The following is a 14,415-nucleotide window of genomic DNA, read 5'->3' as shown; positions in this document are numbered from 1 at the left end:
CGTCACGGGTCAGGAGCGGGAGACGCGCGAGACCTCGCACTTGGTGTACTCCGAGCCGTCGCCGGAGCCCGGGTAGGAGGTGGCGAGCTCGGCGCGCTCGGAGGCCCCCGCCTTGACCGCGATGGCGGTCTTGGTCGCGGTCGCGGGGACGGCGGTGCCGCCCGCGTCGCCCGTGAACCTCATCGTGACGGTGTAGTCGTAGTCGAGCATGCCGTCGTTCTTGACGGTGACGCGCGCGACGAGGTTCTTGGTCTTGGCGTCGTAGCTGCACTCGTCGATGGTCACGTCACGGACGGCCTTGTTCGAGCTGCCGGAGCCGCCGGAGACGGAGCCGCCGGAGCTGCTGCCCGAGGTGCCGTCGTTGTCGCCGTGGTTGCTGCCGCCGCTGCTGGAGCTGCTGCCGCCGGAGCTGCTGCCGCCGCAGCTACCGCCGTGGGAGCCGCGGGCCCCCGTGAGGGCGACGACCGCGATGCCGAAGACAGCGATGGCGCGGACATGACGCATCTTCATGTTTGAATCCCCGTTGAAAGTGGTAAGACATGGGCTCGTTGACGAGCGCACGTCACCCTAACAGCGGTCGTGGGGCCCTCCGTCCGGGCTCAGCCGCCCGGCCGGACAATCAGGCTCCGCGGGGACCGGGTGATCAGACCGGTGTACGTCGGACGGAAACCGTCGGCCAGACGGAGCCGGGGCATGGCCGAGAAGAGCGCCCGCAGGGCGTACTCGGCCTCCAGGCCGGCGAGGATCACGGCCGGGCAGCGGCCGCTGCCGTAGGTGAGCTGGTCACCGTCGTCGCGGAACGGGTCGAAGCGGTCGGGCTCGCGGAACCGCTCCGGGTCCCGGCCGGCCGACCCGATGAGCAGCGCCACCGACGCGCCCGCCGGAACGGTGCCGCCGCTCACCGGGACCTCCGCCCGGGTGCGGCGCACGGCGATCTGCACCGGCGGGTCACGCCGCAGCGACTCGGTCCAGGCCCGGGCCACCGGACCGGCGGGCGCGTCACGGAGGGCGGCGACCAGGTCGGGGTCGGTGAGGACGTTGGCGAGGAAGGAGGCGAGCGCCTTCTCCCGTACGGCGATCTGCCCGCCGCACTCCCCGGCGAGCGCTCCGGCCGCCCGCCCGCGCACCAGCCGCATCATGTCGCGGTAGGGCACGCCGACGGCGGCGGCCACGGTCCCGGCGGGCAGCCAGTGGCAGAAGTCGGCGACCAGATCCGCCTGGGGGCGCTCGGCGATGCGGCGGGCCAGGACGTGGGCGGTGCGTTCGGCGACCGCGCCCAGCGCGGCCTCCCCGATGTCGACGTGCGCGTCGTCGCACGGCGGGTCGCCCGGCCGGTGGCCGTGGGTGAAGCGGGCGTCGGTCAGGGCGGCGGCGACGTCCGCGTACCGGCTGAGGACCCAGGCCCGCAGCAGCGGGTCGTAGGTGAGCGGGAACTCCTCGCGCAGGACCCGGTGGACGCGGTGCGGATCACGTGAGGCACCGGGGTCGAGGGGGCTCGGCGCGACGGTCCGGGCGATCGGCCCGCCCGGACCGGCGACGGGGCCGACGGCGGTCCGCACCCGGCCCGGCACGGCGGCGGGGGTACGGGGCGGGGCGCCGGTCCGGTCCGGGGCGGCGCCCGCGTCCGACGGGACGGCCGGGGCCATGGACGGGATCCGGCTCCAGGGGTCCCCGTCCGCCCGGGGCCGGTCGTCCCCTGCGCCGCGGTTCGGCTCGTGGCTCATCGCGCCCCCTGTCGATCGGCGGTGGGTGCCGCGGCCGGAGAAGGCGGCGCGCGTCCCCCCAGCCCATCATCGGCCGGGCCCCGCCGCCCGCCGCATACCGCCGAACGGGTGAACGCGCGGGGCGCCGGGGCGCGCGGTCAGTCGTGGGAGAGACGGAAGGCCATCTGGCCGAAGCCGACGACGTCCCCCGGCCGCACCACCACGGCGCCGGTGACCCGCCGCCCGTTGACGGTGGTGCCGTTGGTCGAGCCGAGGTCGCGCAGCACCCACGTGCCGCCCTGGAGGGAGAGTTCGGCGTGCAGCCGGGAGGCCGTCTCGTGGCTGAGCCGCAGCCCGTTGACCGGATCGCGCCCGATCCGCAGCGGATGCGGCCCCGGGCGGGGCATCAGCAGCTTCGGCAGCCGCTCCGCGTGCCAGGCGCGGCCGAGCCGGGCCGTGAACGCGGACATGCGCTCGACCGCGCCCACCACCCGCCGGGTCCAGGTCCCCTCGGTCCTCAGGTCCGCGGTGAGCAGGTCGAGTTCGTCCGGCCGCCGGGCCTGGAGCGCGCGCTCCATGCGGAAGAGGAAGGTGTCGTGCGAGAGGCGGCCCTGAGCGGCGCCCTCACGGAGCAGCACCAGCGCACGGTCCCGCTCGGCGTCGGTCAGCCGAGGGGAGTTCGCCGGAAGCTCGAAAGGGGTCGTCACACCGTCGATTGTCGGCCCGGCGGGCCCGCAGTGTCCAGAAGCGTCCCTGGCCTGGGAAATCGCTGTCGGCCGCCGAGGCGCGCCTGTTACGGTCTGCCGTCCTCGCCACCCGGATCCCCAGGGGGAAATCCCGACGTGACCACGTCTTCGTCCGCTTCTTCTCCGACCGCTTCCTCGTCCTCCTCCCCGGCCCCTGAGGACCTCGTCCTCCGGCCGCTCACCGGACCCGGGGAACTCGACCTGTTCCTCGGCCTCTCCTACTCCCTCGACCACGAACTCGCCGACGACCTGGCCACCGGCCGCCGGCTGCCGGAGTGGATGTGGGTCGCGCTCGACGGCGACCGGCTCCTCGGCCGGCTCTCCTGGTGGACGAACGCCGCCGGCGCCGCGCCGCAGGCCCTCGACTTCCTCGACCTCTCCCCCGACCTCTCCCCCGAGGAGCGCGTCGAGGTCGGCGTCCGTCTCCTGGAGACCGCCACGGCCGCGGTGATCCCGGCGGACGCGCGGCGCCCGGAGTTCGGACGGTTCATGCCGGCGGACTGGCGCGACGTGCCGGAGGTCCGGGACTCGCTCCGCTCCGTCTTCGACGTCCTGGAGCGCACGGGGGCCCGTCCGCTGGTCGAGCGGCTCCGTCTGGAGTGGCGTCCCGGGACCCCGGTTCCGGAGCCGGCCGGGCGTCTGGAGTTCCGGCCCGTCCGGGACCGCGAGGACCTGGTGGCTCTGATGACCCCGGTGATGGAGGGGACGCTCGACGCGCACGGCCAGGCGGACCTGGCGTCCGGCCTGTCGGTGCGGGAGGCGGCGGAGCTGCACTACGACGAGGAGCTCGCGCAGTACTCCTCGCCGCAGGCGTGGTGGCGGGTCGCCGTGCTGCCGGAGAGCGGGGAGCCGGTGGGCTTCGTCATCCCGGCGCGCAACAACTACCACCCGATCATCGCGTACATCGGCGTCCTGCCGGCGCACCGCGGCCAGGGACACATCGACGAGATCCTGGCGGAGGGCACCCGCGTCCTGGCCGCCGTCGACGTGCCGCGCGTCCGGGCGGCGACCGACCTGGGCAACGTGCCGATGGCGGCGGCGTTCGCCCGGGCGGGTTACGTGAACTTCGAGCGGGCGATCAACTACGTGTGGGACGCGCCGGGCGCCCCGGGTTCCTGACTGCCAGGATGGTCGCGGTAGCCGGTGTGGAGTGACTGGGCCGTCGACGAGGGGATTCCCGTGCTCTTCGAGGTGTGGGCGCCGAGCGCCCGTGAACGGGTGGTGCTGGCGCTGAACGGCGTCGACCACCCCCTGGAAAGGGACGCCGAACGGGAGGGCTGGTGGACCGGCGTCGTCCCCGCCGAGGACGGCGACCGGTACGGCTTCGCCCTGGACCACCACCCGGTCCTGCCCGATCCCCGCACCCGCCGCCAGCCCGACGGGCCCGACGGCCTGAGCGCGGTCGTCGACCACTCCGCGTACGCCTGGCGCCACGCGTCCCCGCGGCTGCGGCTGCGGGGCGCCGTCCTGTACGAGCTGCACGTCGGCACCTTCACCCCGGAGGGCACCCTGGACGCGGCGGCCGCGCGCCTCGGGGAACTGGCGGGCCTCGGCATCACCCATGTGGAGCTGATGCCGCTGTGCCCGTTCCCCGGGGTGCGGGGCTGGGGGTACGACGGGGTGGCGCCGTGGGCCGTGCACGAGCCGTACGGCGGGCCCGCGGCGCTGAAGCGCTTCGTGGACACGGCGCACGGCCTGGGCATGGGCGTCGTCCTGGACGTGGTCCACAACCACCTGGGGCCGTCCGGCAACCATCTGCCCTTCTTCGGGCCGTACTTCACCGAGACGCACCACACGCCGTGGGGCGCCGCGGTGAACCTGGACGCGCCGGGCTCGGACGAGGTGCGGGCCTACTTCACGGGCAGCGCGCTCGCCTGGCTGCGGGACTACCGGATCGACGGGCTGCGGCTGGACGCGGTGCACGCGCTGGCCGACACCCGGGCGCTGACCTTCCTCGAGGAACTCTCGTCCTCGGTCGACGAGTTGGCGGCGGAGCAGGGCCGCCACCACTTCCTGGTCGCCGAGTCCGACCTCGGGGACCCGCGGACGACGACGCCCCGCACGCTCGGCGGGCTGGGCGTCCACGCGCAGTGGAACGACGACTTCCACCACGCCCTGCACACCGCGTTGACCGGCGAGTCCCAGGGCTACTACGGGGACTTCGCCCGCGCGCCGATGGCGGCGATCGCCAAGACGCTCACCCACGTCTTCTTCCACGACGGCACCTTCTCGACCTTCCGCGACCGGCACCACGGCCGGCCGGTGGACCGGGAGCGCACCCCGGCACACCGCTTCCTCGGCTACTCCCAGACCCACGACCAGATCGGCAACCGGGCCTTGGGCGACCGGCTTTCGGCCTCCCTCTCCCCCGGCCTGCTGGCCTGCGCGGCCACCCTGGTGCTCACCGGGCCCTCCGTGCCGATGCTCTTCATGGGCGAGGAGTGGGGCGCCACGACACCGTGGCAGTACTTCACCGACCACACCGACCCGGAGCTCGCCGAAGCCGTACGGCGGGGCAGGAGAAGGGAGTTCGCGGAGCACGGCTGGTCGGAGAACGAGGTGCCCGACCCCCAGGACCCCGCCACCCGCGACCGTTCGGTCCTGGACCGCTCCGAACGCGAACGCGACCCGCACAAGCGCCTGCTCGCCTGGTACCGCCAGCTCATCGCCCTGCGCCGCACCCTCCCGGACCTCACCGACCCCGACCTGGCGGGGGTGAAGGCCGCCTTCGACGAGGAGGCCCGCTGGCTGGTCTTCCGCCGCGGCGACCTGCGCGTGGCGGTCAACCTCGGTGGGGAGACCGCGGTCATCCCCCTCGGCTCCAACGGCCGCGACCGCGTCCTGGCCGCCTGGGACCCGGTCGGGCCCCCCGGCGCGGACGGACTGCTGCGCCTGCCGGGGGAGTCGGCGATCGTCCTCACGGACGGCTGACCGGGCGGCGCCCGCCCCGGTGGATACTCTGCGGATGACCTCCATCTACCGCACCGAAGCCGGCAGGGAACGGATACGGGACTGGTGCCTCGGCAGGCTCGACGCGTGGCCGGTGCCGCACGAGCAGGACGTCCTCCTCGCGGGAGGCGCCGGGACGCACGTGCTGACGGCGGGCACCCCCGGCCCGGAGGGGACGACGGTCGTCCTCGTTCCCGGAACCGACTTCAACGCCGCCGTCTCGCTGCCCCTGGCCGAGGCCCTGCTGGCGGCCGGCCACCGGGTCGTGCTGCCGGACGTGCCGGGCAGGCCGGGTCTGAGCTCGGACGAACGCGGCCTCGCCCGGGGCGGACACGGGTGGTACGGCGCCTGGCTCGACGACGTCGTGGACGAGTTCGGCGGCGGCCGGCCGGTCACGGTCCTCGGCCACTCCTTCGGCGCCGCCGTCGCGCTGTCCGCCTCCTCGGCGCGGATCGAGCGGCTGGTGCTCGTCTCCCCCGGCGGCCTGTGCTCGCTGCGCCTGCCGCCCGCACTGCTCGCCGCCTCCGCCGCCTGGTACCTGCGCCCCACACCGGCGCGCTCCGCCCGGCTGCTGCGCGCACTGCACGCGCCCGGCCGGGAGCCGCGGGCGGAGCTGACGGAGTGGATGACGCTCGTCGCCCGGCACGCCCGCTCCAGCGGGGCACCCGGGCTCGTGAGACCCCGCGCCCGGAAGACGGCGGTGACGGTGGCGACCGGGGAGCACGACGTCTTCCTGCCGCCGGGGCGGCTGCGGCCCGCCGTCCGCCGCCGCCTGGACGGTGTGGAGCTCGGTGTCCTGCCGGGCGCGGGGCACCTGGTCGTGGAGGAGTTCCCGGAGCGGGTCGCCGCGCTCGTCTCGCCCCCGGCCTGATCCGAGGGGCCTAGGCGACGATCGCCATCTCGTGGGGCGTGTTGTTGAAGCGGCGGCCCGCGCCGTCCTCGGTGGCCGTGACGATGTCCTCGATGCGGACGCCGAAGCGGCCGGGCAGGTAGACGCCGGGTTCGATGGAGAAGCACATGCCGGGGACGATCGGCAGTTCCTCGCCCTCGATCATGTACGGCGGCTCGTGGGTGGTGACGCCGATGCCGTGGCCGGTGCGGTGGATGAAGTACTCGCCGAAGCCGGCGTCGGCGATGACCTTGCGGGCCGCCCGGTCGACGTCCTGGCAGGCGACGCCGGGACGGACCGCCTCGAAGCCGGCCTGCTGGGCCTCCCGCACGAGGTCGTGGACGCGCCGCTCCTCGTCGGTCGGCTCGCCGACGTGGACGGTGCGGGTGGTGTCGGAGCCGTAGCCGTGCTTGAGGCCGCCGAAGTCGAGGACGACCATGTCGCCGCGCTCGATGACCCGGTCGCCCGCCTCGTGGTGGGGATTGGCGCCGTTGGGCCCGGAGCCGACGACGGTGAAGTCGACCTGCGAGTGCCCGAACTCCATGAGGAGACGGGCGAGGTCGGCGGCGACGTCGGTCTCCTTGCGGCCGGCGAAGCGCACCTTGAGGATCTCGCCGTACGCCCGGTCGGCGGCGGCGCCCGCGGCGGCGATCCGGGCCAGCTCGTGGGCGTCCTTGACGCCGCGGAGCATCGGCAGGGCCTCGGTGAGGGAGACGTAGGAGGTGCCGGGCAGCGCGTTCTGCAGGCCGAGGAGGTGCATGGCCCAGGCGTTGTCGCTGACGCCGAAGCGGCCGTCGACGTCGAGGAGGGGCGCGGTGACGGCGTACGGGTCCTTGCCGTCGGTCCAGTCGCGCAGGGTGAGCGCGGCGGCGCCGGTGGCCCTCTCGGCGTCGGGCGCCTCCAGGGTGGGGACGACGAGGACCGGGTCCTGTCCGGCGGCCAGGACGAGCACGGTGAGCCGCTCGGTGATCGCGGTGGGCTGGTAGCCGGTGAGGTAGACCAGGTCGGGGCCGGGGGCGACGAGCACCCCGGCGAGCCCGGCTTCGGCGGCGGAGTCGGCGGCGCGGGCCATCCGGGCCCGGTAGTCGTCCGCGGTGAAGGGCACGACCTCTTCGGCGGCTTCGGTGCTCGGCATGGGGCTTCTCCTCGGCTTCCGCTGCGTCCGGCGACGTACTCGTCCCCCCAGCATCCTGCCGGGCGGCGCCGTCGGCCGCGACCCGGGTCAGCGGCGGTCGGGCCCCTGCGCGATGAGCCGTTCCAGGAGGTCCTGGAAGTCGTCGCCGACGACGATCCGCAGGTCGCCCCGCTCCTCGTCGTGCTCGCTGAGCTGGGTGAGCGTGCCGCCGCGCCACCAGAAGACGTACGGGCTGATGGCGCCGGGCACGTCCTCGTACCCGGAGGCGGCGAAGGAGGCCATGGCGCCGAGCGCCGGGATGATCGAGGTGTCGCGGATGGGGTGGAAGGCCAGCTGGTGCCGGAAGGGCAGGGCGACGAGGGCGCCGTGCTCGCCGATCGGCAGACCGGTGACGCGCCGGACGACCTCGTCGAGGTCGAGGACGCGGCTGGCGGTGTAGAAGGAGTCGCCGAGGATGATCTCGAAGCACATGCCGTCGGCGTCCCGGACGGTCTCGTGCTCCTCCACCGGGAGTCCGCGCAGGTTCCGCAGCGCCCGGTCGCGGAGCTGGGCGTGGTCGCCGAGCCGTTCGAGCGCCTCGTCGGTGAGCATCATGACGCTCTCCGGGAGGTCGAGGGCGAGGATCTCGTACAGCCCGGGGGCGACGGTCCTGGCGTAGCCGAAGGCGGCGGCGTCGATGCCGTCGGCGCTGACGACCCGGGGGTAGAGCTGGGCGCGGATCTGCTCGGGCGGCAGGGTGTCGAGAGCGGAGGGGCCGTCCATGGCGCGGACGACGAGGCCGATGTGCCGCTCGATCGTGCCGGGCCAGACGCGCGGGCCGCGCCGGTCCTGGTGGCAGACGGCGGCGAGGTTCCCCAGGCCGAAGCGGCGGCCCTTGTCGTCGATGACGTGGCCGGCGTAGACCGTGACCTCCAGGCCGAGTTCGGCGAAGGTCTGCCGGACCCGGCCGCGGAAGAGCGCGGCCTCGCGCTCGGAGAAGTACGCGAACTCGGGGTCCCTCGGTGCGTCGTCGCCGTCCCGCCTGGGTCCTCGTCGCAGCCACCCCACGCCTGCCCGCCTTCCGTCGCCGTTGCGCACAGGGTAGCGACTGCGGGTGTCAGCTCTTGAGCCGTCGGGTGAACTCGGCCACCGGCCCGGCCGCTTCACCGTGCGCGCCCGCCGCCACCAGGAGTTCGGTGCGGTGGACGAGCCGGGGCGCGACGAGGGGCACGGCGGTCGCGCCCGGGACCCCGCCGGCCGCGGGAAGGGGCAGCAGGACCAGTCCGTGGCCGGCGGCGGCGAGCGCGGTGAGGGTGCGGGGGTCGGTGCCCTCGTAGCGCAGGGCGGTGCGGAAGCCCCGGCCGGCGGGGCCGGCGTGCACGGCCCGGAGCAGGTCGAGGGGGACTCCGGCGGCGGGGGCGTCGAGCCAGCGGGCGTCGACGAGGTCGTCGAGGCGGAGCCCGGTGCGCCCGGCGAGCGGATGGCCCGCGGGCAGGACCACGGCGAGCGGCTCCTCGGCGACGCCGGTGGCGGCGAGCGGGGCGACGTCGGGCAGCCGCAGCGGGTCGCTGGGGGCGGCGATGCCGTCGACGAGTCCGGCGTCGGCCTCGCCGGTGGCGAGGGCGGCGGGCACCCGGTCCCTGGGCAGGCTCCGCAGGGTGACGCCGGTGGCGGGCAGCGCGGCGAGGACCCGGGGGTGCAGGGCGAGCGGAGAGGCGGCGACGTCGAGGGTGGTGCGGGGCGCGGCCGCGAACCGTCCGAGGTCGGCCCGGGCCGCGTCGAGGCGGAGCAGCAGGGCCCCGGCGTGCTCCAGGAGCCGTTCGCCGGCCGGGGTCGGCGCGACGGGCCGCCGGGTGAGCAGCGGCAGCCCGAGGTCGGCCTCCAGGGCGGCGATGTGCTGCGAGACGGCGGACTGCGTGTAGCCGAGCGAGCGGGCCGCCGCGGAGAAGGAGGCGAGCCGGGTGACGGCGACGTAGGTGCGGAGCAGGTGCGGATCCATCGGGCGGCGGTTCAGGACCCGTCGGGGGCGGTGAGCAGGGCGCGGGCGTAGTGGGCGAGGGAGCGGTTGTAGCGGGGCAGCAGCGGGGCGAGGGCACCGAGGGCGAGGGAGGCGGCCTCGCGGTCGCGGCCGGTGTCGGCGAGGGCGAGGGCGAGGAAGGCGTCGACGGCTCCGGCGAGCGCCGTCTCGTCGGCGTCGAGGCGGTCGGCGGGGATGTCCCTCTCGGCGGTGAGGAGTTCGACGCTGCGGTCGGGCCGGCCGAGGTTGCGCAGGCTGCTGGCGAGCTGGATGACGGCCCGGCGGCGGCGCAGTCCGGTGAGCCCGCCGTCCAGGGCGCGCCGGTAGAGCGCGACGGCCTCCTCCGGCCGGCCGGTGGAGTCGTGGGCGGCGCCCTGCTCGAAGAGGGCGGCGGGGTCGTCGGCGGGGCGCTCGGCGGCGAGTGCGGCGACGCGGGCGCGGAAGTCGGCGGGCTCGTGCGCGTCGAGGTGCTCCCAGAGCGCGGTGACGCGGCGCTCCCAGTCCTGATCGTTCGTCATGCGGCCACCCTATCCAGCCGTCCATCAGCGTTCGTGATGCGCGGTGCAGGAATCATCGTTGGACGTGAACGAGGGCGGCCGCCCAGCATGGTGGCCATGCACACCACTCCGCTCCCCCGCCCCGTCCGCACACCCCGGATCGCCCTGGTCGGCGACCGCTCCCCGCACGTCCGCTCGCACGTCCGGATCCCCGTCCTGCTCGACGCCCTCGCCGAGCGCGACGGCCTCGCCCTGGACGCCTACTGGATCCCGACCCCCGACGCGGAGGCGCCCGGCGCGGTGAAGGGCTTCGACGCGGTCTGGGTCCTGCCGGGCAGCCCGTACGCGAGCGAGGCGGGCGCCCTCGCGGCGATCCGCACCGCCCGCGAGGACGGCGTGCCCTTCCTCGGCACCTGCGGCGGTTTCCAGCACGCCCTCCTGGAGTACGCGCGGAACGTCTGCGGCCTGGAGCGCGCCGCTCACGCCGAGAACGACCCGGCCGCCGACCCCGCCGACCTGCTCGTCGGGCCCCTCGCCTGCTCCCTCGTGGGCCACGAGGGCGTCGTCCGCGTCACCCCCGGCTCCCGCGCGGAGCGGGCCCTCGGCGCGGAGCGGACGACCGAGCGCTACCACTGCGCGTACGGCCCCGGGACCCGCCACCTCGACACCCTGCGCGCCCACGGCCTGCGCTTCACGGGCACCGACGAGGAGGGCGGCGTCCGCGTCGCCGAGCTGCCCTCCCATCCCTTCTTCCTCGCCACCCTCTTCCAGCCCGAACTCGCCGGCGACGGCACCCGGCCCCACCCCCTCGTCCGTGCCCTGGCGGTGGCGGCGGCGGAGCACGCGGCGCGTTAGTCCATCGGCACGACGAGGTGGGCGCGGTGGCGGCCGCGGGCGACGAGGCGGGCGTTGGCCTCGTCGGAGTCGCGGACCCAGCGGGCGGCGTGGTCGGGGTCCTTGCCGAAGCGGACGTGCCGCGCGACGAGCCGGGGGACCCGGAGGGCGGGGTCCAGGTCGAGGTACCAGGCCTCGTCGAGGAGGGGGAGGACGGCGGACCACGGGGGCTCGTCGTGGAGGAGGTAGTTGCCCTCGGTGACGACGAGGGGCACGTCGGGCGGGACGGCGACCGACCCGGCGACAGGCTCCTCCAGGGTGCGGTCGAAGGCGGGGGCGTAGACGGTGGTGGCGGGTTCGGGGGTCCGCAGGCGGGCGAGGAGCGCGGCGTAGCCGGCGGCGTCGAAGGTGTCCGGGGCGCCCTTGCGGTCCGCCCTGCCGAGCCGTTCCAGTTCGGCGCCGGCGAGGTGGAAGCCGTCCATCGGGACGAGGACGGCGAGGCCGTCGAGGCGCTCGACGAGCCGTGCGGCGAGCGTGGACTTCCCGGCGCCGGGGGCTCCGGCGAGCCCGAGGAGGCGGCGTCGGCCGGGTGCGGCGAGGCCCCGCGCGCGGGCGACGAGCCGGTCGAACCCCTGTGCGTCCATGCGGGGCATTGTCGCACCGGGGCCGCCCGGGGGCGCGGGTCCGACCCTCGTCCGCGCCCCTCCCCCTACCCTCGGTGCGACCCTCGATCCGGCGAGGGTCGCGGGGGCGGCGACGCGGGTCGACGCGGATAGATCCGTCCGGTTCCGCGTATTACGTTGGGGTCATGCCGTCCATCGCACTCGTGACCCTCGTCGTCCGTGAATACGACGAGGCCATCGCCTTCTACACCGACGCCCTCGGCTTCGACCTGGTCGAGGACACCGACCGGGGCGACGGGAGCCGCTGGGTCGTGGTCCGCCCGCGCAACGCCGGCGGAGTCGGCGGTCTCGGCAACGTGGCCCTGCTGCTGGCCCGGGCCAAGAACGACGCCGAGTCGGCCTCGGTCGGCAACCAGACGGGGGGCCGGGTCGGCTTCTTCCTCCACACCGAGGACTTCGCCCGCGACCACGACCGGATGACGGCCGCCGGGGTGAAGTTCCTGGAGGAGCCGCGCCACGAGCCGTACGGTTCGGTCGCCGTCTTCGAGGACCTCTACGGCAACCGCTGGGACCTCCTCCAGCCCGCCGCCGAGACGGCCTAGCACCGGCGTCGGCCGGTCCGCCGGCCGCACGGAAAACCGGTGTCGTCGGCGGGCCCGCTCTCCCTACACTCGCGGCACGGCGCACCGACCGGTGGGCCGTGCCGTCGCGTGGACCGAGGGGAGCCGACCGTGCGCAGCCACTTCGCCGCCGCCGTGCCGGCGCTCCGTGACCGCTTCGACGTGATCCTCGCCTCTCGCCGCGGCCGATGGCGGCTGCGCGCCCGCCATCGCCGACCCGTGACGTCCTGATCCCCTTCGCTTCGGGATCCGTCCGGGAATCGCGCTGCCCTGTACTCCAGCAGCAGCGAAAGGCACGACACCGTGCGTACCGACCTGAACACCCGCACCGTCCGTAACCTCGGCATCCTCGCCCACGTCGACGCGGGCAAGACCACCGTCACCGAGCGGGTCCTGTACCTGACGGGTGCGATCCACCGGCGCGGCGAGGTCCACGACGGCACGACCGTCACCGACTTCGACCCGCAGGAGCGGGACCGCGGCATCACGATCTTCGCGGCGGCGGTCAGCTGCGACTGGGCGGGCCACCGGATCAACCTCATCGACACGCCCGGCCACGTCGACTTCTCCGACGAGGTCGAACGCTCGCTGCGGGTCCTCGACGGCGCCGTCGCCGTCTTCGACGCCGTCGCGGGCGTCGAGCCGCAGAGCGAGACCGTGTGGCGGCAGGCCGACCGGCACGGCGTCCCGCGCCTCGCCTTCGTCAACAAGCTGGACCGGGCGGGCGCGGAGCTGGACACGGCCGTGGCCTCCCTCCGCGACCGGCTCGGCACCGTCCCGCTCCCCGTCCAGCTCCCCATCGGCCGCGAGGACGGCTTCACCGGCGTCGTCGACCTGGTCCGGATGCGGGCGTACGTCTGGACCGACGGGGCCGACGCCTACGCGGACGAGCCCGTCCCGGACGACCTCCGGGACGAGGCCCGCCACCGCAGGCGACGTCTGGAGGAGACGGTGGCGGAGCTGCATCCGGGCGCCCTGGAGGAGTTCTGCGCGCACGACGCGCTGTCGGACGCCGCCCTGGCGGGCGCCCTGCGGGATCTCACCCTGTCCGGCGGCGCCGTGGTCGTCCTGTGCGGCTCGGCGTACCGCAACCGCGGGATCGAGCCGCTGCTCGACGCCGTCGTCGCGTACCTCCCGGCCCCGTCGGACATGCCTCCGGTGCGCGGCGAGGTGCCGGCGGACCCGTCGGCGCCGTTCACCGCGCTCGCGTTCAAGGTGAGCGCGACGCCCACCGGCCGCATGACCTACGTCCGCGTCTACGCGGGCACACTCGCGAAGGGGGACACCGTGCTGGACACCGGAGCCGGACGGACGGAGCGGATCGCCCGCATCCTGCGCGTCCAGGCCGACCGGACGACGGAGGTCGCCGAGGCGCGCGCCGGCGACATCGTCGCCGTCGTCGGGCCGAAGTCCGCCCGTGCCGGGGCGACGCTGTGCGCCCCGGACGCACCGGTCCTCCTCGAACCGCCGACGACCGCCGACCCGGTGGTCTCCGTCGCCGTGGAGGCCCGCCGCTCCACGGACACCGGCCGCCTCGCGACCGCGCTCGCCCGGCTCTCCGAGGAGGACCCCTCGCTCGTCGTGCGGTCCGACCCGGAGACCGGCCAGACCGTCCTGTCCGGACTCGGCGAACTGCACCTGGAGGTCGCGGTGGAGAAGCTCCGGCGCGACCGCGGCGTCGAGGTGACCGTCGGCCGTCCGCAGGTCGCCCACCGGGAGACGGTGACCGCGGGCGTCAGCGGGCTGCTGTACCGCCACGTCAAGCAGGACGGCGGCTCCGGCCAGTACGCCCATGTCGTCGTGGACGTCGAACCCACCGGCTCCGACGCCGAGTTCGAGTTCCGCTCGACGGTCACCGGCGGCCGCGTGCCGCAGGAGTACGTCCGCGCGGTCGAGGCGGGCTGCCGGGACGCCCTCGTCGAGGGCCCCCTCGGCGGCCATCCGGTGACGGGTGTCCGGGTCACGCTCACGGACGGCGCCACCCATCCGAAGGACTCCTCGGAGACGGCCTTCCGCACCGCGGGCCGCTTCGCCCTGCGCGAGGCGCTCCGCGCGAGCGCGATGACGCTCCTGGAGCCGGTGGCCGACGTCACGGTCACCGTCCCCGCGGAGTCCGTCGGCTCCGTCCTCGGCGACCTCGCGGCCCGCCGCGGCCGGGTCACCGACCAGACGACCCGCTCCGGCACGGCGATCGTGCAGGCGACGGTGCCCCTGGCCGAGCTCTTCGGCTACGCGTCCCGCCTCCGCGGCCGCACCCAGGGCCGTGGCACCTTCACGACCCGGCCCGCCGGATACGCCCCGGCACCGCAGGGCCTGACGGTGTGACCCCCCGTGGGGGGGGGGGGGGGGGGGGGGGGGGGGGGGGAGGGGAGGGGGGGGGGGGGGGGGCCATGTCGCGCCCCCCCCGTACAGGAGTGTGGCTG

Annotated in this window: 14 protein-coding genes; 6 read left to right on the top strand and 8 right to left on the bottom strand. The window is 75.3% G+C overall.

Annotation, left to right across the window (positions count from 1 at the left end; genetic code table 11):
- Positions 1 to 9 precede the first annotated feature (9 nt).
- The 3 genes from ACZ60W_RS12895 to ACZ60W_RS12885 form a co-directional block, all read right to left on the bottom strand.
- Positions 10 to 510, bottom strand: a complete 501-nt coding sequence (locus ACZ60W_RS12895) for a hypothetical protein (protein WP_469755365.1) — start codon at positions 508 to 510, stop codon at positions 10 to 12.
- Positions 511 to 599: 89 nt separating this feature from the next.
- Positions 600 to 1,646: a cytochrome P450 gene (locus ACZ60W_RS12890; RefSeq protein ID WP_469755453.1), complete on the bottom strand. Its 1,047-nt coding sequence runs from the start codon at positions 1,644 to 1,646 to the stop codon at positions 600 to 602.
- A gap of 215 nt (positions 1,647 to 1,861) precedes the next feature.
- Complete coding sequence (locus ACZ60W_RS12885; protein ID WP_469755364.1) at positions 1,862 to 2,410, bottom strand: FHA domain-containing protein; 549 nt, start codon at positions 2,408 to 2,410, stop codon at positions 1,862 to 1,864.
- 135 nt (positions 2,411 to 2,545) lie between these two features.
- Here ACZ60W_RS12885 and ACZ60W_RS12880 point away from each other — a divergent pair, with 135 nt between their 5' ends.
- From ACZ60W_RS12880 to ACZ60W_RS12870, 3 genes are read left to right on the top strand one after another with little or no spacing between them, the layout of a single operon-like run.
- Entirely contained in the window at positions 2,546 to 3,568 is a 1,023-nt protein-coding gene (locus ACZ60W_RS12880; RefSeq protein ID WP_469755363.1) for a GNAT family N-acetyltransferase, read from the top strand.
- 60 nt (positions 3,569 to 3,628) lie between these two features.
- On the top strand, positions 3,629 to 5,380 hold the full coding sequence (treZ, locus tag ACZ60W_RS12875) for a malto-oligosyltrehalose trehalohydrolase (protein ID WP_469755452.1): 1,752 nt from the start codon (positions 3,629 to 3,631) through the stop codon (positions 5,378 to 5,380).
- Between the two features lie 34 nt (positions 5,381 to 5,414).
- Positions 5,415 to 6,269 carry an alpha/beta fold hydrolase gene (locus ACZ60W_RS12870; RefSeq protein WP_469755362.1) on the top strand — a complete coding sequence of 285 codons (855 nt, stop codon included), beginning with the start codon at positions 5,415 to 5,417 and terminating at the stop codon, positions 6,267 to 6,269.
- A 10-nt stretch (positions 6,270 to 6,279) separates the two neighbouring features.
- Here the strand turns inward: ACZ60W_RS12870 and ACZ60W_RS12865 are convergent, their stop codons facing one another.
- The 4 genes from ACZ60W_RS12865 to ACZ60W_RS12850 all read right to left on the bottom strand — a co-directional run bounded on the left by ACZ60W_RS12865 (position 6,280) and on the right by ACZ60W_RS12850 (position 9,936).
- Positions 6,280 to 7,422 carry an aminopeptidase P family protein gene (locus tag ACZ60W_RS12865; protein WP_469755361.1) on the bottom strand — a complete coding sequence of 381 codons (1,143 nt, stop codon included), beginning with the start codon at positions 7,420 to 7,422 and terminating at the stop codon, positions 6,280 to 6,282.
- An 87-nt stretch (positions 7,423 to 7,509) separates the two neighbouring features.
- The gene (locus tag ACZ60W_RS12860; protein WP_469755360.1) at positions 7,510 to 8,469 is read right to left on the bottom strand and encodes a DUF1444 domain-containing protein; all 960 of its coding nucleotides are present in this window, start codon (positions 8,467 to 8,469) and stop codon (positions 7,510 to 7,512) included.
- Between the two features lie 49 nt (positions 8,470 to 8,518).
- Positions 8,519 to 9,400, bottom strand: coding sequence for a LysR family transcriptional regulator (locus tag ACZ60W_RS12855; RefSeq protein ID WP_469755359.1), 882 nt, complete (start codon positions 9,398 to 9,400; stop codon positions 8,519 to 8,521).
- Positions 9,401 to 9,411: 11 nt separating this feature from the next.
- Positions 9,412 to 9,936, bottom strand: coding sequence for a tetratricopeptide repeat protein (locus tag ACZ60W_RS12850; RefSeq protein WP_469755358.1), 525 nt, complete (start codon positions 9,934 to 9,936; stop codon positions 9,412 to 9,414).
- A 96-nt stretch (positions 9,937 to 10,032) separates the two neighbouring features.
- Here ACZ60W_RS12850 and ACZ60W_RS12845 point away from each other — a divergent pair, with 96 nt between their 5' ends.
- On the top strand, positions 10,033 to 10,770 hold the full coding sequence (locus ACZ60W_RS12845; RefSeq protein WP_469755357.1) for a CTP synthase C-terminal region-related (seleno)protein: 738 nt from the start codon (positions 10,033 to 10,035) through the stop codon (positions 10,768 to 10,770).
- Here ACZ60W_RS12845 and ACZ60W_RS12840 read toward each other — a convergent pair.
- Positions 10,767 to 11,402, bottom strand: coding sequence for a nucleoside/nucleotide kinase family protein (locus tag ACZ60W_RS12840; RefSeq protein ID WP_469755356.1), 636 nt, complete (start codon positions 11,400 to 11,402; stop codon positions 10,767 to 10,769). The two genes, ACZ60W_RS12845 and ACZ60W_RS12840, sit on opposite strands and share 4 nt — an antisense overlap.
- Before the next feature lie 155 nt (positions 11,403 to 11,557).
- On the opposite strand from ACZ60W_RS12840, the gene ACZ60W_RS12835 reads away from it, so the two are divergent.
- Together ACZ60W_RS12835 and fusA are read left to right on the top strand one after the other, a co-directional pair.
- Complete coding sequence (locus ACZ60W_RS12835; protein ID WP_469755355.1) at positions 11,558 to 11,974, top strand: VOC family protein; 417 nt, start codon at positions 11,558 to 11,560, stop codon at positions 11,972 to 11,974.
- A gap of 321 nt (positions 11,975 to 12,295) precedes the next feature.
- On the top strand, positions 12,296 to 14,317 hold the full coding sequence (gene fusA / locus ACZ60W_RS12830; protein WP_469755354.1) for an elongation factor G: 2,022 nt from the start codon (positions 12,296 to 12,298) through the stop codon (positions 14,315 to 14,317).
- The last annotated feature ends 98 nt before the right edge of the window (positions 14,318 to 14,415 follow it).

The sequence above is a fragment of the Streptomyces sp. NPDC104202 genome (assembly GCF_055584185.1).
This window is presented reverse-complemented; position numbering and strand designations above follow the sequence as displayed.